The organism is Streptomyces sp. KL116D (assembly GCF_030766975.1).
In the GTDB taxonomy this organism is placed as follows: Bacteria; Actinomycetota; Actinomycetes; order Streptomycetales; family Streptomycetaceae; genus Streptomyces; species Streptomyces longispororuber_A.
Window position 1 is genome coordinate 41,582 of the sequence record NZ_JASERH010000108.1, and the last position, 19,816, is coordinate 61,397.

Sequence of the window (19,816 nt, forward strand, 5' to 3'; positions counted from 1 at the left end):
ATCGGGGTCAGCATTCCCTTGGGACAGAAGACGCGTCGTCTCGACACCGCGGCGGCCGTAGGTCATCGCCAGCCACTCGATGGCCGCAAGCTCGGCGTGCTTGGTCACCGAATAGGCAAGCAGAGACCGGGTTACTGGTCAACGCGTTCGCCGAGGACACGGCCACGAAGTGTCCGCTGCCGCGTCCGAGCCAGCCCGGCAACAGCGCCCGACGCCGCCCACACTGCGACATCACGTGCAGCCGCGCATTCCGTCGTAGATCTGCTCGTCGGAGAGCGGGTCGCTCTCGCGCCGATGCCCGCGTTCGCGATCCAGATGTCGGTCTGCCGTACTCCTTCTCGGCGGCCTCTCGGCCGCCGACCGCGCGGCCTCGGTCGCCGGTCCGCCGAGACCGCCACGCTCGCAGTTCAGGCGGCAGCCGGCGCTCGGCACGGTCGCCACCAGGTCCACGCCACAACGCGCCGCCCGCGTGCCGCTTCGCACCGCGAACGGGCGATTTCGCGCAAGTCCCTGACCCGCCCCGGTAACGGTGACGACCGCGCCTTCACACCTCATCGAACTGTCCTTTCTCCGCGGTGACTTCGACCAGCACTTTCCCCAACGCCTCCCGGTCCGCGAGGCAGCGAAGGGCCGCCGCGGCGTAGAGGCAGCGCGAGCGGGCGCCGATGTGTGGCCTGGCGGCTCCCTTCGCCATCAGGTCGCGCGCAGCTCGTCCCGGCCCGCCGCGTAGGCCTCCGAGCACGCTCCGGGAACGTCCGCATCTCCGCCGCCTGCGACGAAGTGACTCCCTGAGCAGCACCAGGTTCCAAAGCGGGATCGCCGGGATCTCACCGGAGGCGAACCCGATGGTCACGAACCGGCCCCCGGCCGCGGCGCGCGCGGCTGCTGCAGCTCCGCGAGCGGCCCTACCGACCGGGTCCACGACCACGTCGCGCCGCCGCCGGTGATTTCCTTGATTCGGGCGCGCGGGTCTTCCTCGCCGTGGTCGATGACCGCATCTGCGCCCCCGGCGGCCTGCGGAACTCCCGCTTGCGCTCTCCTGCGACAACGGCGCGATCGTGCGCGCGCCGAGCAGCCGCGCCGCGTCGCGTCGTCGCCGAACCGATCCGCCGCCGCACCGAGCACGACGACCCGCTCCCCGGCCGCACGCGCGCGAGCCGAGCGGAGCGAGTGGTAGGCGGTGCCGGTAGGTGACCCCGGCCGCGGCCGCTTCGGCGAAGTCCATCGCCTCCGGGACCGGAGCTCGCGCGTCGGCGGCGGCGGGGATCAGCCCGCTCGGCGAAGCCTCCCGCCGTTGAGAACACCCGAGACCCGCTGCCCCACCGTATAGTGCGCTCGGGGCCGACGCCGCTGACGACGCCGGCGATCTCTCCGCCGGGCACGAACGGCGCGGCATCGGTACTGATACGCGTTGCGCATCAGCAGCAGGTCCGGGAAGTTGGCCGCCGCGGCACGCACGTCGACCACGATCTCTGCCATCCCCGGCGACCGGGTCGGGCATGACTCGGTGAGCGCCAGGTCTCGGGCGGCCCTACTCCCCAGCGCGCACCATTGCGAGCATGTGCCCGTCCTCCCTCAGTTCCCCTCCGCGGCCTGCTCGGCGAGCGCGTCCGCATGCTTGGCGCGCGCCGCCTCGACCCGTGCCGGAAGCCACTCGGTCGGCAGGTCGCCCGGCGCGGGCTGGTGATCAGCGCAGGATGAGCGTGCCGCCGATGTCACGTGGGACTCCGTCGGGCCGTCCCAGATTCCGTAGCCGGGTGCGAGCTGCCGCATGCCGCCGAACGGCATCTCGTTCGACACACCCAGCGCGCCGTGCAGGTGCATCGCGCGCTCAGTGACGTCGTGCGCGACTGCGAGCGGACAGCGCCTTCGCCACCGCGATGTCGGCGCACATCCGCCGCTGTAGCCGTGGCCCTGGTCGATGCGCCAGGCCGTACGCAGCACGAAGAGGCTGGAACTGTTCGATCTGCGCGTAGGAGTCGGCGATCGCCAGCTGGACCAGCTGCTGGTCGGCGAGCAACGCTGCGCGCGTGGTCCGGCTCGGCACGCGCTCACACGCCATGTCGAGGCGTGCTTCGCCTGCCCGACCGCCCGCATCGCGTGGTGGATACGCCCGCCGACAGGCGAGTCTGCGCTATCTCGAAGCCCTGCCCCGGTTCGCCGAGCGGTCCCTCGGCCGGGACGCGCACGTTCTCGTACCGGACCAGCGCGTGGTCCATGGCTTCCTCGGGCTCACCCATGTGCGGGTTCGGCGGGCCGTGACGATGCCCGGCGTGTCGCGCGGCACGAGGAACATCGACATGCGGTGGTGCGGATCGGCGTCGAAGTCGGTCACGCCGCTCACAATGAGAAGGCCGCGTGCTCGGAGTTCGAGGTGAAGAACTTCTCCCCGTTGATGACCCAGTCGTCGCGTCGCGCACAGCTGCGCACTGGAAGGCGAGCGGATCCGGCGGCGCCACCCTGCGGTTCGGTCATTGAGAACGCGGAGAACAACTCGCCGTCCAGCAGCGGCTGCGGGTACCGCGCGCGCGCTGCTCCGGCGTGCCGTAGTGCGCGATCACCTCGGCGTTGCCGTGTCGGGTCCCTGGACCCCGAAGATCGTCGGCCCCCACTGGAACGGGAGATGATCTCGTTCATCAGACTGAGCTTGAGCCTGGCCGAAGCCCCGGCCGCCGAGCTCGGGACCCAGGTGGCGAGCCCGCAGCCCGCGGTCACTTGTTACCCGCTGCTTCAGCGGGTCGATCACCTGCCTGCGAGCCACGCTGGCGGAACCCGGTGGTCGTAGTGCGACCACAGCAGGTCGAGCGGCGCCACTTCCTCGACGACGAACTCAGCGCATCCACTGAAGTTGCTTCTCGAACTCCGGTTCAGTGCTGAAGTCCCACATATGTCTTCTCCTCAGGACATCTGCCGGTACGCGCCGCCATCGACGCGGATCAGGGTTCCACGTCACGAACGACGACGCGCCTCGGTCGCGAGCCACAACGCGGGCCACGAAGTCCCCGGGCACGCCGGGGCGGAGCCAGCGGGATCGCGCGCCGAGCAGCGGACGCGCACGGACTTCCGCCGGCCATGCGGCCGCGATGTCGTGTCGACGGCGCCGGGCAGGATCGCGTTGACCCGTACCGCAGGCGCGAGCTCCCCGACAGGCCGACGGTGAGCGCGTTGAGGCCCGGCCTTGGCGCAGGCATAGACCGGTTCGTCGGCACCGGGGCGCGGCGAGCCGATGGTGCTGATGTTGATGATCGACCCGCTGCCCGCCTCTGCCGATGCGCTCCCCGAGCCGGATCGAGAGCCTGACGGTCCCTTGAGGTTCACCGGAGACCTTGTCGATAGTACGCCTCGTCGATGGTGCCGACACCCTCGTGCCGGGGCGACACATCCTGCGTTGTTGACCAGCACGTCACACCGGCCGAACTCGTTCAGCACGGTGTCCCCGAGCCGGTCGCTGTCCTCCCAGCGCGCCGCGTGATAAGCCACCGGCAGCGCACGGACGCCGTACTTCGCCGACAGCTTCTGAGCCACCGCCTCGCAGTTGGCGAGTTTGCGGCTCGCAATGACGACATCGGCGCCCGCGTCGGCGAAACCCTCCGCGATCGCCAGACCGATGCCGCGGCTGCCCCCTGTGACGACCGCGACCTTGCCGCTCAGCTCGCCGCTCACACCCGCTCGCCTCGGGCGAAGGCGGCCGCACCGCGGGTCAGCCGTGGTACCAGCGCGAACATCTGGCTATTTTCGTCGGGCACGCCGGCCTTGTGGTCACGCGCGTACCGGCCTTCGAGTATCACCGCCAGCTTGAACAGTGCCAGCGTCTCGTAGTACGCCAGCGCCGACAGGTCGCGACCGGACCGCTCGGCGTACCGGGCGGCCAACTCGGCGCGTGTCGGGTAGTGCTCACTGCCGCCCGCCTGCAGCCCGATGATCGACTCCTCGCCCGGGTCGGTCCACCGCGCCAGCAGGTGACCGATGTCGAGCAGCGGATCGCCGATCGTCCCGGTGTCCCAGTCGACGATTGCGGCCAGCCGTGCCGGCGCGTCCGGCGCGACCATCACATTGAACGGGCTGTAGTCCCCGTGCAGGATCGCCGCGGGACTCATCTCGGGCCGGTTCTTCTCCAGCCAGTCCATGAGGAATTCCAGTTCGGGCAGGTCACGCACCCGGTAGCGGTCCAGCTGCGCGAGCCAGCGCGACACCTGCCGCTCCAGGAAGCCGTCCGGCCTACCCAGTCCCTCCAGGCCGCCAGCCCGCCAGTCGACCGCGGCGAGGCTGACCAGTCCGTCCACATAGGACTCAGCGAGGCCGCGCCGCAGCGCTGGGTCGGACACGAACGGCTCCGGCAGCTCGAAACCCGGCGTGAACCCGTCGACCTTGTCCATGATCAGGAACGGGCTGCCGAGCACCGAGGTGTCTTCGCACAGCAGGTGCACGTGCGGATGTGGTACGTCGGTGCCCTCCAGCGCGCGCAGGATCCGGTATTCGCGCGCCATGTTGGAGGCGCTCTTGTCGTTGAGCACCGCCGGCGGGCGCCGCAGCACCCACGCGCGCTCGCCCCGGCGCAGCTCGAACAACGCGTTGGCCACACCCACGTCCGTGCCGATGCGACGCGCGGTCAACATCTCCTCGGACGGGCCCAACCGGTCGCCGAGCCAGTCCGAAAGTGCTTGAAGGTCCAGTTCCACATCGGACCCCGCTGTCCCCGCCATCGCGCCTCCTTCGCGCTTGCCAACTGTCACACGTCGACACTAATGACAGCCTCTGTCACGGTCAACAACGTATACAGCTAACTTTTTGAACGGATAGAGATAACGACTGGAAGGGGAGCCCCGCCGCGCCCGCAAACACGCGTGGGGGAGCCGGGAAGTTTCCCGGCTCCCCCATCCCCCGCAGGGTCCGTCAGACGTGGCCACCTTCTGACAGCTGGTCGATTTCGGCACCGGAGTACCCCAGCTCCGCCAGGACCTCCCGAGTATGCTGACCCAGGTCCGGCGCGGGCCGCCGCACGGAGTACGGCTGCCCGGCTACACGCCCGGCCTCACCGACGTACGTGAACTCCCCGACATCCGGGAACTCCTGGGTGTGAATGACACCACGGGTCGCGAGGTGTACATCCTTCTGTGCCTCGACGATCGAGCGGTAGGCGGGGCCCATCGGCACGTTGTGCTCGATCGCCAGCGCCATCCAGTCGGCGAGCGACCGCTTGTGGAAGATTGCCTGCAACTGGTGCCGCAGCTCGTCCTCGCCCGTGCCGTAGTCGACGATGGCCTCCTCACCGGCCTTCCCCTCCGCCATGTCGGGCCGGTCGATCGCCACGCAGAACTTGCGCCAGAACTTCGGCTCAATCGCGCAGAACAGCAGGACCTGTCCGTCCTCCGTCTCGTAGAACTGATAGCGCGCGCCGGACATGCCGCCCTCGTCCATGGGCGGCAGCTGCTCTCGGGCCCCGATGCGGTGGTCGTTTAGCGCATAGACCGCCGACGTCCAGGCCTGCGCGATGACACCGTCGGTGCCGGCGACGTCGATGAACGCGCCCAAACCGGTGCGCTCGCGCTGCACGAGCGCGGCGGCCACGTGGTAGGCGGCGTGGATCGCGCCGGCCGCCGTGCTCTCGCCGCCCTGACTCATCCCGCCGAACGAAGACACGACGCGCTGCGGCCGCATGAAGCCGTCCTCACCGAGCTCGCGCGGGAACGCGGCGGCCAACGCATCCATCATCTGGCCGTGGGTGGGGATGTGTGCGTAAGGGCCGTCGCTGCCATAGCCGGTGTACTGGCAATAGACGATGTCGGGCTTCTGCTTCTGCTGCTCTGCGTAGCCCACACCTAGCTTGTCCATCGTCCCCGAGACGTACCCGTCGACGAAGACGTCCGCGGAACGGACCAGCTTCCAGAAGACTTCGCGTCCGGCCTCCGACCGCAGGTTGACGGTGACGCTGCGCTTACCCCGGTTGACCTGCATGTGCGCCGGGCTGCGGCCCGGCGTGACCTGACCGAGCATGTGACGCAGGTAGTCACCCGCGCCGGGCGACTCGATCTTGATCACCTCGGCGCCGAGGTCGGCGAGATGCCCGCCGAGACTGTCGCCGTTCAGCAGCGCCGCGGACTCGACAACGCGGATTCCAGCAAGCAGTTCAGACATGAGAGCGCTCCTAGAATCCCATCGAACGGCCGATGAGATCCTTCATGATCTCGTTGGTCCCGCCGTACACCCTCTGCACTCGGGCGTCGCGCCACATGCGGGCGATCTCGTATTCGTTCATGTAGCCGTAGCCGCCGTGCAGTTGGAGGCATCGGTCCAGAATCTCCCACTGCGTCTCGGTGGTCCACCACTTCGCCCCGGCGGCCTCCTCCGAGGTCAGTTCACCGGCGTTCACCTTGACGATGCACTGGTCCAGGTACGTCTGCATGACCTCGATCTTGGTCTGCATCTCGGCGAGCGCATGCCGGTTGACCTGGAAGTTGCCGATCGGCTGCCCGAACGCCTCGCGCTCGCGGGCGTACTCCAGTGTCAGGTTGAAGGCGCGCCGCGAACCTGCGACCGCGTGCACGGCGATACCCAGGCGCTCCTTGGGCAGGTTCCGCATCAGGTGGTAGAAGCCCCTGTTCTCCTCGCCCACCAGGTTCTCGACCGGCACACGGACGTCCTCGAAATGCAGCTCCGACGTGTCGGCCGAGTGCTGGCCGATCTTGTCCAGCTTGCGCCCCTTGGTGAACCCCGGCATGCCCTCCTCGACGACGATCAGGCTGATGCCCTTGTGACCGGCCGACGGGTCGGTCTTGCACGCCACCAGGACCAGGTCAGACAACAGACCGTTGGAGATGAAGGTCTTCGAGCCGTTGATGACGTAGTGGTCACCGTCACGCTTGGCCGTGGTGCGGATGTTGCGGACATCGGAGCCCGCTCCCGGCTCGGACATCGCGATCGCCGTAATGAGCTCGCCCGACACGAAGCCCGGCAACCATCGCTGCTTCTGCTCATGGGTGGTGAGGTCGACGAAGTACGGCGCGAGGATGTCGTTTTGGACGCCGAAGCCCACACCGACCGAGCCGGTGAGCCAATACTCCTCGTTCAGGATGGTGTTGAACCGGAAGTCGCGGACTCCCTGCCCGCCGAACTCCTCGGGCACCTCCCAGCCCAGCAGACCCTGCCGACCGGCCTTGCGCCACACCTCCTTGCCGGTGTTGCCCTTCTTCTCCCACTCATCGACGTGAGGCACGCACTCCTTCTCGAAGAAGGTGCGCGCGGTCTCCCGGAACTGCTCGTGCTCCGGCTCGAAGATCGCTCGCTTCATCGACGTCATCGTCCTTTCCCGGGCTCAGGAGGCAGTCGGCGTGCAGACTCACGCTGTACGCCGACGCATTGCACTGGATCTGGCTGATACCGAAGGGGATCGCCGCTCGGGCGAAGTCCGGCACCGGCACGATCGGACACTACTTGTTTTATTTAACTTATTATACTGTAGCTGTCATGATTGGAAAGGCCTCGGGCAGGCGCACACGCCGCCGAACCGGCGGCTCGCGAGCCGCTGGAGAGCCCAAGCCCCCCCTCCGCATCGAAAGGAACCGGACCATGAGCCCGACAAAGCTCCAGGGGCCACTCACTGGCGTACGAGTCGTCGAGCTCGCGGGCATCGGCCCCGGCCCGCACGCGGCCATGGTGCTCGCCGATCTCGGTGCGGATGTCGTACGGGTGGAGAGCCGCACCGAAGGCCTTTCCCTGGGCGAGCAGGTGACGGATCCGGCCCTGCGTGGACGCCGTATCGTGACCGCGGACCTCAAGGACGACGACGAGCGTGCGACCGTACTGCACCTCATCTCGAACGCGGACGTACTCCTGGAAGGATTCCGCCCCGGCGTCGCGGAGCGCCTGGGCGTGGGTCCGCAGGAATGTCACGCGCGCAACGCCCGGCTCGTGTACGCACGGATGACCGGCTACGGCCAGGACGGCCCGCTTGCCGCACGCGCCGGGCACGACATCAACTACATCTCGCTCACCGGCGCCCTGCACACCATCGGTCGCGCCGGCGGGCAACCAGTCGTCCCGCTCAATCTGGTGGGTGACTTCGGCGGCGGGTCGATGCTCGTCGTCATCGGCATCCTGGCCGCGCTGCGGGAAGCGGACCGCTCGGGCGAGGGCCAGGTGGTCGACGCGGCGATGGTGGACGGAAGTTCGCTGCTGATGCAGATGACCTGGTTCATGCGGGCTTGCAAGATGTGGACGGACGAACGCGAGAGCAACCTCCTGGACGGTGGCGCGCCGTTCTACGACACGTACACCTGCTCGGACGGCAAGTATGTCGCCGTCGGCGCCGTGGAGGCGCAGTTCTACCGCGCACTGCTTGCCGGACTCGGCATCTCGGAGGAGGGGTTGCCGGGGCAGTACGACTCGAGCGGATGGCCGATCGTGAAGGCCCGGATCGCGGGCGCGTTCGCGACAAAGCCGCGCGACGAATGGGTCGAGGTCTTCACAGGCGTCGACGCCTGTGTCACACCGGTACTCACACTCAGCGAGGTGCAGGAGCACCCGCACATCGCCGAGCGTTCGACTGTGGTTACCCGCAACGGCATCACGCAGGCCGCACCCGCGCCACGCTTCTCGCGCACGCCCGCTCAACTGCCGCCCGAGCCACACGAGACCGAAGCCAGGGACGTACTGACCGAATGGCGGGAACAGGGACGCTGACACCGCAACCACTCGCCCCCCATATAGCGTAATTATCTATATACTTAAGCTATGGTATCGAAGAGCTTGACCGCTGACGAAGCGTTGTCCTCGCTGACACATCGCCTGAGGAATACGTCCGTCGAGGTCGGTATCGGCCTCGACGTGGTGGACATGCTCCCCGGCCAGGTCGATCTGCGGCTCCCTCTGAGGCCCGGGTACGTGTCGGCGGACGGCAGGATCGCTCCGGTCGTCTCGGCGATCGTGGCGGACGTCTCCGTCGGCGTTCCCGCGTTCGCTCCGGTGTCCGAGTCTCCGAGCGGTGTCACCGTCGAACTCCGGCTGGATCACGTCGCCGCCCTGGCACCCACGGCGCGTCATCTGGAGATCAGGGGACGCTCGCTCGGACTCGGAAGCGAGACGGGTACCGGGCGGGCAGAGGTCCGTGACGACCTCGGCAATCTCGTGGCCCACGCCGTCGGCCTGCTGGCCATCGACAGACCCGACTCGGCCTATGACCCTGGCGTCGTCTCCGTGCCAGTCCATCCGTTCGACGCGACAAGGATCGTGCCGGTTGCGCAGGCCGACGGAACGGCGTGCGTGGACGTCTCCCCCGGCATGCTGAACCGGCGCGGAACCGTCCACGGCGGTGTACTCATGGGCCTGGCCGGCGAGGCGCAGGAACTCTTCCTCGGCCCGGACCCGGGACGGCGCCGACTGCAGCTGTCGACGACCTATCTCCGGCCCGCCTCGGGCGAGGGTCGCCTGCTGCTGCGCTCGGAATTCTCGCGACGCGGACGGCGGGTCTGCGCAGTACGGACCGAGATATTCGACGTCCGCGACAAGCTCGTCGCCGTGGCACACGGCACCAGCGGGCGAGCACAGCGCTGACCACCGGCAGAAAGGCAGCAGCCATGCTCGATGGAATTCGGGTCGTCGACGTGAGCCGCGTGATCGCCGGCCCGTTCGCCACCCGCATACTCGCGGACCTCGGCGCCGAAGTGATCAAGGTCGAGCAGCCCGGCAGCGGCGACGAGACACGGGCTTGGATCAGAGGGGACATCGCCGGCGAGCCGACCAGTCCGGCCTTCGCGACGTTCAACCCGGGCAAGAAGAGCATCGCGCTCAACCTCAAGCACATCCCAGCCCGGGACGCGCTGGTCCGCCTGGCCGAGTCGGCGGACGTCTTCATCCACAACTTCCGTCCGGGCGTGGTCGAGCAGCTCGGCATCGACGCGGACACACTGCGCGCCCGCAATCCGCGCCTGGTCTACTGCGGGATTTCCGGCTTCGGGGAGACCGGGCCACTCGCCCGCAGGCCAGGCAATGACGTGATCGCACAGGCGTACGGCGGGCTGATGGGCATGCTCGGCGAGCCCGGTCGCCCTCCGGTGCGGTGCGTGGCGCCGGTCGGGGATCTCAACGCCGGGTACAACGCGGTCGTAGGGATCCTCGGCGCGCTCCTGGGACGGGAGCGCTCAGGGACCGGCGCGACGATCAGTACCTCGCTGTACGAGTCGGTGATGGGCATGATGGGCCATTACTTGACCGACTACCTCGCCACCGGGGAGGCAGTCGGGCGCCTGGGATCCCGGAACAGATTCGCCCAGCCCAACCAGGCCTTCCCCACAGCGGACGGCTACGTCGTCGTCTCGGCTGTCAACGACGCCATGTGGCGGAGGGCGGCTGCGGCCCTGGATGCTCCGGAGCTGGCTGACGATCCGAAATTCGCGACGCAGCCGGAGCGCGTGGCAAACCAGGGCGAGCTGATTCGTCTGATGGAGGGGATCACCCGGCGTCGACCGTCCGCCCACTGGGTGGACAGCTTCGACCGGGCCGATGTGCTGTGCGCGCCCATCCAGTCCATCGACGCCGTCGTAACCGACGAGCAGGCACGCGAGTTGGGCATTCTCACGGAGACGCAGACCGAAAACGGTGAGACACGGATCCCGATCGTCGCCCGTCAGTACCAGGTGGACGGTGAGCGCGGGCAGCCCGGCCGGCTGCCCGGACTGGGCGAGCACACCGCCGAGGTCCTCGGTGAACTGGGTTACACGGCCGCGGAGATCGACCTGATCTCCTCCACGGGTCCGGCCTGCTGATCCGAGGACGACGTCGTCCCGCCTCATCAGCCCCGCAGCTTCCGCCCTCCACCGGCACACGCTAGTATCAGTTAGATAAATAAGCTTTTTTAAGGAAGCGGAGGAAAACCCATGGGCATATTGGACGGGAAAGTCGCCATCGTCACCGGCGGTGGTCGTGGATTGGGGCGCGCACACTGCCTGGCCCTCGCGGAGGCCGGTGCGGCAGTGGTGGTCAACGACCTTGGCGGTGGCCTCCACGGTGAGACGACCGGTGACTCACCGGCCGACCAGGTCGTCGCGGAGATCACCAAGGCCGGCGGCCGCGCCGTAGCCAACGGCGCCTCGGTGAGCGATTGGGACGCCATGGCCGCCTTGGTCGGCGACACCGTAAGGGAGTTCGGTCGACTGGACATCGTGGTCAACAACGCGGGCATCGTCCGCGACCGCATGATCTTCTCGATGGAGGAGGCGGACTTCGACGCGGTGCTCGCCGTCCACCTCAAGGGCACCTTCGCCCTTACCCGACACGCCTGCGCGTACTGGCGTGCCGCGCACAAGCGAGGCGAGAAGGTCACCGGCCGCGTCATCAGCACGACCTCCGGCGTCGGTCTCTTCGGAACCGTCGGCCAGACCAACTACGGTTCGGCCAAGGCCGCGATCGCCGGTCTCACCCAGTGCGTCGCCCTGGAGATGCGCAAGTACGGGGTGACGGCCAATGCCATCTCCCCCATCGCAACCACCCGCATGACCGAGGGCCTGCCCGTGGGCGAATCACAGACCGGCGCCGACGGGTTCGACCCACGCGACCCGGCGAACGCCTCAGGTGTCGTGGCCTACCTCGCCTCCGATGCGGCCGCGTGGGTCACCGGCCAGGTGTTGCGGGTCGACGGCAACACCCTCAACCGGATGGCGAGCTGGAGCGTCGCCGCACAGCACCGCAGCAGCGACGGCGGCATCCTCACCGCCGACGAGCTGGTGGCGGCCGTTCCCCAGATGTACGGCGCGGCCCCGACCGGCCGACCCGTCGTCCGACAGATCTGAGGGGACGGGGGACGACGGCTATGAGGAAGGACATGGACGGCAAGGACGTTGCGGCCTTGCTGCTGCGCGGCACCCTGGGCCCGATGCTGTTCGCCCACGGCCGCAACAAGGTGGCCGGGGGCCTGGACGGCACGACCGGCTGGTTCGAGGCGCTGGGCCTCCGCCCGGCGCGCACGCACGCAGTGATGGCCGCGGCCACCGAGATCGGCGCGGGGGCGGCCATTACCGCCGGGGTCGCGGGACCGCTGCCGGCCGCGGCGGCGGTCGGCCTGATGGTGGTCGCCGCGCGGACCGACCACCGAGGCAAGGGCTTCTTCGTCTTCAAGGGCGGCTGGGAGTACACGGGGGTCGTGGCGGGCGCGAGCGTCGCGCTGGCCGCACTGGGCAACGGTCGGGTCTCGCTCGACCGCCTGCTTGGACGGTCGACGCGGGGCGGAACTCGCAGCGCCGTCGCGGCAGCGGGTCTGGGCTGCGCCGCCGCGGCCGCACTACTGGCCGCGTGCTATCGCCCCGACAACCCGGAGGCCGAGGACAGCAAGCGGGCCGAAGAGGACCAGTTCCCGGACACGGCCTAGACACGGGGCGCGCCTGGCCGTGCGCCCCTCCGCCCGCTCCTCGGGCCATCCTTCGGCGCCCGATGCGAAAAGTCTCCAGAACACTGGTTCAACCTCTAGGAGGGCAGTCTCCATGCCCAGCGACCAGACCACCTTGGCCTCCGACGGAGCTCCGGACGAGTCCCTGCTGCCGCCGCGCAACGCCTGCGGGGTTGCCCTCTGCGGCACCTGTACACCTGCCTCCGCCTGCCGCCTGGGTGTGCTCAGCGAGCGGCTCGAGGACGACGGCTCAGCCGTCTTCAGCGTGGTCTGCCCTGCCGACCAAGAGGGCGGCCCGGGAGTGGCGCACGGCGGCTGGACCGCTTCGGTCCTCGACGAGTGCCTGGGCCACCTCCCGCTGCTGCGCGGCACGACGACGGTCACCGCCGAATTGACCGTGAGCTACGTCAAACCGGTGAGCGTCGGGGCTCCCCTCGAGGTGCGGGCGTGGCTGGACAAGCAGGAAGGGTCCCGCTGGTTCCTCCGAGGCGAGCTGGCCCTCCTGCCCGGCGGCGCCCCGCTCGCCCGGGCCTCCGGCATTTGGGTCGCCCGGGACCGTAGCCACTTCACCCGCCATCAGCGCTGGATGGCGGAGCAGCACGAGCAGCAGACGAACGGAGAAGCTTGATGAAATACGAGGACTTCGCCCCAGACCTACTGGTGACGGCCGAGGGACCGCTCCGGCTCGTCGAGCTCAATCGGCCCGAGCAGCTCAACTCGATGAGCGATCTGCTGCACAGCGGACTCGCCGCGCTCTGGGACCTGCTGGCGGACGACGAGGAGGCTCGGGCCGTCATCGTCACCGGACGCGGGCGCGCCTTCAGCGCCGGTGGCAACTTCGAGGTGATGACCCGCGTCCAGCGGGACGCCGGCTTCCGCGAGCAGAACGTGCTGGAGGCCCGCCGGATCGTGACCGGCATGCTGCGCTGTCCCGTCCCGGTCATCGCGGCGGTGAACGGCCCGGCCGTCGGCCTCGGGACGAGCCTCGCGCTCCTGAGCGACCTTGTGCTCGTCTCGGAGGAGGCCTACTTCGCCGATCCGCATCTGGGCGTCGGCCTGGTCCCCGGGGACGGGGGCGCGCTCGCGCTCCCGCTGCTGGTCGGGCCGCAGCGGGCCAAGGAACTGCTGTTCTTCGGTTCGCGGGTGAACCCGGAGGACGCCGTCCGGCTGGGCCTGGCGAACCGTGTCGTAGCGCCCGACAAGCTGCTCGCCGAGGCCCGCGAGCTCGGGAACCGGCTCGCTGAGCTGCCGGTGCAGGCAGTGCGGGACACCAAGAGGCTGGTCAACCTGCACATGGAGCAGGCCGCGGCGACCGTCCTCGAGCCCTCGCTGTTGGCGGAGCGCCAGAGCATGACCTCCGCCGAGCACATCGAGCTGGTGTCGCAGCTCATCGCCCGCAGCAAGAAGAAGGCCGCGTCGAACAAGGACAAGGCAAAGTGAGCGCGGCCGGCGAGGTGGAGTTCGCGGGCAAGGTGGCCCTGGTCACCGCGGCCGCCGGCAAGGGCATCGGCCAGGCGGTATGCCGAAGGCTCGCGGACGGAGGCGCGACGGTGGTGGTCACCGACCGCCATCCCGGGCGTACCGAGGAGGTCGCGGCCGCGATCGCCAAGGACTATCCGCAGGCCCAGGTGATCGGACTCCCGCTGGACGTCGCGGACCGCGCGGCCATCGACCGAGCGGTGGACACCGCGGTCGAACGCTTCGGGTCGATCGACATCCTGGTGAACAACGCGGCGGTCAACGTGGTCGCCCCAATCTTCGAGTACGACCCTGACACCTGGGACTGGGTGGTCCAGGTCAACCTGACCGGGCCCTGGTACCTCTGCCGCAGGATCATGCCGCTGATGCGAGATCACGGTGCCGGCACCGTTGTGAACATTGGCAGCTACGCGCCCGACGTGGGCGGCAACGGGATCGAGGCGCCGTACGCCGCCACCAAGGGTGCGCTCAACGTCCTCACCCGCAGCTGCGCGCACGAGGGCGGACCTCACGGCATACGGGTCAACTGCGTATCCATGGGCATGGTGCAGGGCACCAAGTTCATCGATGACCACCCCGAGCTGAAGGAGATGCCGGGTGTCCTCGGCGTCCTCGGCGATCTCCCGCACGCCCAGGACATCGCGGAGGCGGTGGCCTATCTGGCCTCTGACCGCGCACGGTTCGTGACCGGCGAGATCCTCAACGTCTCTGCCGGCTCGTACATGCGAAACTGACCACCGCCGTACACGAAGAGAGGCCCCTGGAATGCGCTTCCCGGGGTCTCTCCTCGTGCGGGCGCGTGCGCGTCAGTAGGTGCGCAGCCCCATGCTGCGAGCGATGCCGTTGCGCCGGATCTGGCTGGTACCACCGGAGATGGTGGCCACGATGGACTCGCGATACCGGAAGCTCATCACGCTCTCCGTGGAGAAGCCGTGACCGGCACAGACCTGCATACCCAGGCGCGCCGCCGCGCGGAATCAGTCTCGGTCTGCAGATCCGCCATCGCGTGCACGAGCGGCTGGAAGAGGCAGCCGCCGGTAATGATCACCTTCTCCAGTTCGATGTTGGAGAGCATGACCTTCCAGCCTTCACCCTGTGGCCCGACGAGGTTCTTCTTCGGCACATCGACATCGTTGAAGAACACTGATGCCGCCGTACTTAAGCTCGCGCGGGCCGGTGCGGGCGTAGGTGGAGATGGTGGTGTCGGCCAGTCCAGCGCCGGTTCCCCCACGTCTGTTGGCCGTTGCCCCAGAAAGGGTCGCTTCGGTCGTGGGCGGCGGTGCTCAGCGCAACCGCATCGGACCTGGTACCGGGATCGCCCAGTCGGCACCGCGAGACGGTGCCGACCAGTCATCACTTTGTCCTCGATGAACGCCGTTGCTCTTCGCTGCCTCAGCGGAAGACGGTGGTGCCCAGGATCACCACACCGATGTAACACATCGCGACATCGCAGCAAGCCGTAGTCCATCTGACACTCCCAGGGAGGATCCGCATGCGCTTCGTGGTGATGCCGGGCGCTGTCAGCCCAGCAAGTCGAGGACGGTGGTCATGGAGGTACTCCGAGACAGGTACTCCGCGGCTGCCTCGAGGTGGCGGTGCCACAGCCGTTCAGCAGCGTCCGCCCGTCCATCTGCGACCAGCTCCACCAGGCGCACATGGGCACGCAGGCCCTCGCGGTTCGCGCGGATGTTGTCCTCGGACCCTGCGTCCAGGTCGACATGGGACCAGTTGGCCTGGTCGATGATGTGCCGGACCATGCCGTTCAGCACCCGCAGGGTCCGGTTGCCGGCCAGGTCGACGACGAGTGCGTGGAATTCCATGTGCGAGCGGATGAACGCCGGTGGATCGTCGATGAGTTGCTCGGCCTCCGCCAGGGTGGCGCGCAGCCTGCGCAGCACTGCATCGTCTCGGGTCAGGGCCAGCAGCCCCGCACAGGGTGCCTCGATCGTGGTCCGTGCCGCGTAGACGTCCCGCAGCGTGGTGCCCTGGTGCTCGAGCACCAGGCCTGCGTACCGGGCGGCGACCGAGGCGTCCGGCAGCTGCACCCTGGCACCCCCACGGGCGCCCCGGCGGATATTGATCAGTTGTTCCGACTCCAGCACCCGGAACGCCTCACGCAGAGTCGGCCGGGAGACCGCGAACTCGACCATGAGCGTGCTCTCCGCGGGCAGCGCCTCGCCCTCGGCGAGGTCGCCGCGCACGATCTGCCGTCGCAGTTCGGCGGCGACCATCTCGGACATCTTCGGTACCCGCACAGGCGATGAGGCGATTGCGCCCGCCTGCTGCCCTCTTACCGTCGCGTACTCCCCGTCGGCCATCTCGACCCCTCTCCTCGGGCTTCTCAGCATTTCTTCGGAGCGAAGCAGGGCGGCACCGCTCCGTCGGCAGGTGGCCGGAGCCCGACTGGAATCCGCGTGCCGCTGACGACCCCCCTCTGTGCGCGGTCCACGGCGCGGCGCAAGACCGGGCCCCTTTCGGCAAGGTCTTCGCGTACGTGTACGTATGGCCGACGGACGGGCTAGAGAAAGGCCGCCCTCCGTCGGCACAGCGAGGCGCGACCAGTCGCCCCTGTGCCGGGTCGGTGGGGCGATACGTTCCCTCGGATCCAGTCATCGGCTCTCGGATACTCGCAACTGCGGCACCGGATACACGCCCGTGCCGGGCTTCCATCCGGCCTCGAGCTTTCGTTCTCCGACGCCGCCGTCCGCCCACACATGGCAGCTGCCGCGGACCCCCGCGACACTCGCTCCGCCCGGCGTCTCCTCGCCCAGTGCCCGGCGCCGGGCACTCGCGGAGATGCTCGCTTGGATCACCGCCGGGCCCAGGACCCGGGCGAGTTCGTGCAGATGACTGCAGCCCGACGCGCCGCGGAAGCGCTCAGAGAGCGCCTTGGTGTAGCCGGAGGTCACGCTCAGGCCTTCCATGCCGCCGAACACCGGGGCGATCAGCGGGCACTCGTCGTGCGGGAAGGCGCGCATCTCAGCGGACGACTCGGTGATCATCAGCCCCTCGCGCCGCACTCGGACCCGCAGCTCCATGTGGTGCAGCAGGCCGATCGCGGCGGCCGGGCCCAGGCGGCTCTCCGCCTCCCGGACTTCCTCGTCGTCCGCCCACGGCCGCTCGTCGCGCAGCTCCGCCTCGGCGAGGAAGAACTCCTCACCCTCCGCGTGCACATCGACCCGCAGCGTCCGACTGTGGAGGGCGAGCGAGCCGACAGCGGCCCGGCCGACCATCAGGACTCCTTTTCCCCGGCACCGAGGCCTGCGAAGCGCGGCGGGCGGCGCTCCATGAAGCTCGTCACGCCCTCCCGGTAGTCGGGGGCACGCCTGGCGGCCCGCAGGGCGATGATCGCCGCGTCCCGACCGGCGTGGAACGAACGGTCTCCGTCGTCAAGGAGCTGGCGCTTGATGACCGCCATGGCGGACGGACTGCAGGTGTCCGCCAGCTGGTTGGCGTACTCCATCGCGGTCGGCAGCAGGTCGTCGGGCTCGAGTACCCGGTTCAACAGACCCATGTCCATCGCCTCCGTCGCCGTGAACCGGCGCGAGGAGAGCAGCAGGTCCGACGCGTTGCCCAGACCGACGATGCGCTGGAGCAGCCAGGATACGCCGTCCTCGGCGACCAGTCCGCGAGCGCTGAAGGCCGCCGAGAACTTGGCCGCGGTCGACGCGAAGCGCAGATCGCACATGAGTGCCTGGTTGAACCCGATGCCCGCGCAGGCGCCGTTGATCGCGGCGATCACCGGCTTGAGAAAGCTCATCGGCCGGGTCCGCGGGGGGAACCGGTCGGTCGGCCAGGGCTTCGCTCCCGACGAGGCGCCGTCCAGGACGGCCATGTCCATTCCCGGGCAAAAGCTGCGCCCGGCACCGGTCAGCACGACGACGCGGACACGCGGGTCGGCCGCCGCCTTGTCGAACGACTCGTTGTACAGCTCCTCCATCTCCACAGTCCAGGAGTTGTGCCGTTCCGGACGGTTGAGGGTAAGGAGCAGTACGCCGTGCTCATTGAGTTCGCTGAGGATCACCGGCTGGTGCGAGTTTTCGGTGGAAATCTCATTCGTGCTCATCGGGGTCCTTTCGCGCCCTCTCCGGGCTTTTTACTGCGGGGCCTTGACCTGATATGCTTTTTGTTCTACGCATATTTATTTAACTATATCTGGAGAGACTGTCCAGCTGGACAAGGAGAGTTCCGTGGCCGAGTCAGCCCGTGTCAGACAGACCACAGCCCGCCGACCGCCCCGGCGCCCGCCGGTCGGCCGCGAGGTCCGCGTTCCGAAGGCCGCCGATCTGGTGAGCCGGCATCTGCGAAAGCAGATCGTGCAGGGCGAACTGGAGCCCGGAGCGGCGCTTCCGCCGGAGTCGGCACTGATGGAGCAGTTCGGCATCTCCCGACCCACCCTGCGCGAGGCGCTGCGCATCCTGGAGTCGGAGAACCTGATCATGATCCACCGCGGCGCGCACGGCGGAGCGCGGATCACCGCGCCCAACGCGGACGTGGCGGCACGCTACGCGGGCCTGATCCTGGAGTACCGGGGCGTGCAGGTCGGCGACGTCTACAGCGCCTCGGCGACACTGGAAGCCCCCTGCGCGCGACGGCTCGCCGGGGCGCACGACGCCTCCGACATCGCCCGGCTGCGCACCGCCGTGGACCACGAGGCCGCCATGATGGACGACCCGATGGCACTGGTGGAGGCGCAGGACGCGTTCCACGCACTGCTCGTCGAGCTCGGCGGGGGCGAGACTCTGCACCTGCTGGACGAGATGCTTCGGTACATCGTGGACCGCGCCAACGCCGCCAACGTGGCCGAAGGCATCGACTCCCCCGAGCACCACGCCCAGGCCCGCAAGGGGCACCGAGCACACGTCAGGCTCGTCGACCTGATCGAGGCGGGCAAGGGCGAGGAGGCCGAGAAGCTGTGGCACCGTCACATCGCCGGCGCCGACCACTTCGTGAACGGGCCCGGCAGCAAGAAGGCCGTGCTCGACCTGCTCGACTGAGCCGCGCGCCGGCCTCCTCGCTGTGGCCATGGCGGTCATCCTTCCAGCCTGGCCGTCGCGGTGCCGCTGAGTACGGCGACACCGGACTGGTTGTCGACGGTCAGCGCGAACTGCACGCGTCGGCCGTCCCCATCAGCGTCGTCCCAGACACGTTCCACGACGGCGGTCGCGGTGAGAGTGTCCCCAGGCCACACCTGCGCACGGAACCGCACCCCGTACTCCAGCAGGTTCTCCCTGCCCACCCAGCGGGTCAGCACAGTCGCCGCAAGGCCCATCGTGAGCATCACGTGGGCGAAGACGCCGGGATAACCGGCCGCCTCGACGGCGAACGGGTGATCACTGTGCACCGGGTTGTAGTCCCCCGAAGCACCCGCGTACTGCACGAGACGCGTGCGTTTGAGGTCGGTGACCACGACCCGGCTCCTGGAGCGACCCTCCTCGATGAAGAGCGCCTGCACGGCGCTGCTCATCGCCTCTCCCCCGAAGCACCCTCGGCCGCCGCCGTCACCGGCTGCTGCGGCTGGACGCCGACCGCGCGGGCCGTCACCACCAGCTCACCGTCCTGGTCCCGGTATTCAGTGATCTCCTCGTTGAAACGCAGGACGCCGCTGCGGCCCTTCTTCTCCCAGGTCTTTCCTGGCCGGGCCTCGGAGACCACCAGCACATCGCCCACCCGAGGGGTGCGGTGATAGGTGAAGTGCTGTTCGGCGTGCAGCGCACCGCCACCCTCGGCCGCCGTGCCGGGCCCGCCGCCCGAGCCGAACCACTCCTGGCCCGGCTTCGGCCGCACGGGAGAGTCCGGATCGAACTGGGCGACGGCCATCGGGAAAGTGGGCGGTACGGGAGCGGTGCCTCCGGGCTCGAGGAGTTCGGCCAGGTACTCCGGACTCTCGTCGCCCACAGCACGCACGAAGGTGATCGCGTGGCCCGCCTCGATCGGGAACCTGATGGTCATGGGAGGGGC

The 19,816-nt window shown here is 68.8% G+C and carries 22 protein-coding genes; 9 read left to right on the forward strand and 13 right to left on the reverse strand.

The features are described from left to right. Positions 1-544: 544 nt before the first annotated feature. From RBJ77_RS41750 to RBJ77_RS41775, 6 genes are all read right to left on the reverse strand, one after another. Positions 545-1,501 (reverse strand): zinc-binding dehydrogenase, encoded by a 957-nt coding sequence (locus RBJ77_RS41750; RefSeq protein ID WP_372349746.1) that lies wholly within the window; start codon positions 1,499-1,501, stop codon positions 545-547. Positions 1,502-1,575: 74 nt separating this feature from the next. Beyond that, positions 1,576-2,097, reverse strand: coding sequence for an acyl-CoA dehydrogenase family protein (locus RBJ77_RS41755; protein ID WP_372349747.1), 522 nt, complete (start codon positions 2,095-2,097; stop codon positions 1,576-1,578). A gap of 852 nt (positions 2,098-2,949) precedes the next feature. Next, positions 2,950-3,663, reverse strand: a complete 714-nt coding sequence (locus RBJ77_RS41760) for an SDR family NAD(P)-dependent oxidoreductase (RefSeq protein WP_372349748.1) — start codon at positions 3,661-3,663, stop codon at positions 2,950-2,952. Beyond that, a complete protein-coding gene (locus RBJ77_RS41765) occupies positions 3,660-4,703 on the reverse strand; it encodes a phosphotransferase family protein (RefSeq protein WP_372349749.1) in 1,044 nt (347 codons plus the stop codon). The genes RBJ77_RS41760 and RBJ77_RS41765 overlap by 4 nt, the downstream gene beginning before the upstream one ends. A 190-nt stretch (positions 4,704-4,893) precedes the next feature. Further along, entirely contained in the window at positions 4,894-6,135 is a 1,242-nt protein-coding gene (locus RBJ77_RS41770; protein WP_372349750.1) for a CaiB/BaiF CoA transferase family protein, read from the reverse strand. Positions 6,136-6,145: 10 nt separating this feature from the next. Further along, the gene (locus RBJ77_RS41775) at positions 6,146-7,288 is read right to left on the reverse strand and encodes an acyl-CoA dehydrogenase family protein (RefSeq protein WP_372349751.1); all 1,143 of its coding nucleotides are present in this window, start codon (positions 7,286-7,288) and stop codon (positions 6,146-6,148) included. Positions 7,289-7,566: 278 nt separating this feature from the next. On the opposite strand from RBJ77_RS41775, the gene RBJ77_RS41780 reads away from it, so the two are divergent. The 8 genes from RBJ77_RS41780 to RBJ77_RS41815 all read left to right on the forward strand — a co-directional run bounded on the left by RBJ77_RS41780 (position 7,567) and on the right by RBJ77_RS41815 (position 14,589). Further along, positions 7,567-8,679 carry a CaiB/BaiF CoA transferase family protein gene (locus RBJ77_RS41780; RefSeq protein WP_372349845.1) on the forward strand — a complete coding sequence of 371 codons (1,113 nt, stop codon included), beginning with the start codon at positions 7,567-7,569 and terminating at the stop codon, positions 8,677-8,679. A gap of 66 nt (positions 8,680-8,745) precedes the next feature. Further along, positions 8,746-9,549 (forward strand): PaaI family thioesterase, encoded by an 804-nt coding sequence (locus RBJ77_RS41785; protein WP_372349752.1) that lies wholly within the window; start codon positions 8,746-8,748, stop codon positions 9,547-9,549. Between the two features lie 23 nt (positions 9,550-9,572). After that, positions 9,573-10,760 carry a CaiB/BaiF CoA transferase family protein gene (locus RBJ77_RS41790; RefSeq protein WP_372349753.1) on the forward strand — a complete coding sequence of 396 codons (1,188 nt, stop codon included), beginning with the start codon at positions 9,573-9,575 and terminating at the stop codon, positions 10,758-10,760. A 111-nt stretch (positions 10,761-10,871) separates the two neighbouring features. Continuing rightward, a complete protein-coding gene (locus RBJ77_RS41795; protein WP_372349754.1) occupies positions 10,872-11,783 on the forward strand; it encodes an SDR family NAD(P)-dependent oxidoreductase in 912 nt (303 codons plus the stop codon). A 32-nt stretch (positions 11,784-11,815) separates the two neighbouring features. Beyond that, positions 11,816-12,358 carry a DoxX family protein gene (locus RBJ77_RS41800; RefSeq protein ID WP_372349755.1) on the forward strand — a complete coding sequence of 181 codons (543 nt, stop codon included), beginning with the start codon at positions 11,816-11,818 and terminating at the stop codon, positions 12,356-12,358. Between the two features lie 112 nt (positions 12,359-12,470). Beyond that, a complete protein-coding gene (locus tag RBJ77_RS41805; protein ID WP_372349756.1) occupies positions 12,471-13,004 on the forward strand; it encodes a PaaI family thioesterase in 534 nt (177 codons plus the stop codon). After that, the gene (locus RBJ77_RS41810; protein WP_372349757.1) at positions 13,004-13,816 is read left to right on the forward strand and encodes an enoyl-CoA hydratase/isomerase family protein; all 813 of its coding nucleotides are present in this window, start codon (positions 13,004-13,006) and stop codon (positions 13,814-13,816) included. The genes RBJ77_RS41805 and RBJ77_RS41810 overlap by 1 nt, the downstream gene beginning before the upstream one ends. After that, positions 13,813-14,589, forward strand: coding sequence for an SDR family NAD(P)-dependent oxidoreductase (locus RBJ77_RS41815; RefSeq protein ID WP_372349758.1), 777 nt, complete (start codon positions 13,813-13,815; stop codon positions 14,587-14,589). The genes RBJ77_RS41810 and RBJ77_RS41815 overlap by 4 nt, the downstream gene beginning before the upstream one ends. A 72-nt stretch (positions 14,590-14,661) precedes the next feature. Here the strand turns inward: RBJ77_RS41815 and RBJ77_RS41820 are convergent, their stop codons facing one another. The 5 genes from RBJ77_RS41820 to RBJ77_RS41840 all read right to left on the reverse strand — a co-directional run bounded on the left by RBJ77_RS41820 (position 14,662) and on the right by RBJ77_RS41840 (position 17,921). Further along, complete coding sequence (locus RBJ77_RS41820; protein ID WP_372349759.1) at positions 14,662-14,766, reverse strand: hypothetical protein; 105 nt, start codon at positions 14,764-14,766, stop codon at positions 14,662-14,664. Beyond that, a complete protein-coding gene (locus RBJ77_RS41825; protein WP_372349760.1) occupies positions 14,766-14,999 on the reverse strand; it encodes a hypothetical protein in 234 nt (77 codons plus the stop codon). The genes RBJ77_RS41820 and RBJ77_RS41825 overlap by 1 nt, the downstream gene beginning before the upstream one ends. A gap of 376 nt (positions 15,000-15,375) precedes the next feature. Then, on the reverse strand, positions 15,376-16,095 hold the full coding sequence (locus RBJ77_RS41830) for a FadR/GntR family transcriptional regulator (RefSeq protein WP_372349761.1): 720 nt from the start codon (positions 16,093-16,095) through the stop codon (positions 15,376-15,378). A 369-nt stretch (positions 16,096-16,464) separates the two neighbouring features. After that, entirely contained in the window at positions 16,465-17,088 is a 624-nt protein-coding gene (locus RBJ77_RS41835) for a DUF2889 domain-containing protein (RefSeq protein ID WP_372349762.1), read from the reverse strand. Beyond that, entirely contained in the window at positions 17,088-17,921 is an 834-nt protein-coding gene (locus RBJ77_RS41840) for an enoyl-CoA hydratase-related protein (protein WP_372349763.1), read from the reverse strand. Before RBJ77_RS41840 ends, RBJ77_RS41835 begins: the two co-directional genes overlap by 1 nt. A 124-nt stretch (positions 17,922-18,045) precedes the next feature. Between RBJ77_RS41840 and RBJ77_RS41845 the strand changes: the two genes are divergently transcribed. Further along, positions 18,046-18,852, forward strand: a complete 807-nt coding sequence (locus RBJ77_RS41845) for a FadR/GntR family transcriptional regulator (protein ID WP_372349764.1) — start codon at positions 18,046-18,048, stop codon at positions 18,850-18,852. A 35-nt stretch (positions 18,853-18,887) separates the two neighbouring features. Here the strand turns inward: RBJ77_RS41845 and RBJ77_RS41850 are convergent, their stop codons facing one another. Together RBJ77_RS41850 and RBJ77_RS41855 are read right to left on the reverse strand one after the other, a co-directional pair. After that, positions 18,888-19,322, reverse strand: coding sequence for a MaoC/PaaZ C-terminal domain-containing protein (locus RBJ77_RS41850; RefSeq protein ID WP_372349765.1), 435 nt, complete (start codon positions 19,320-19,322; stop codon positions 18,888-18,890). Then, positions 19,319-19,807: a MaoC family dehydratase N-terminal domain-containing protein gene (locus tag RBJ77_RS41855; RefSeq protein ID WP_372349766.1), complete on the reverse strand. Its 489-nt coding sequence runs from the start codon at positions 19,805-19,807 to the stop codon at positions 19,319-19,321. The genes RBJ77_RS41850 and RBJ77_RS41855 overlap by 4 nt, the downstream gene beginning before the upstream one ends. Positions 19,808-19,816: the final 9 nt, after the last annotated feature.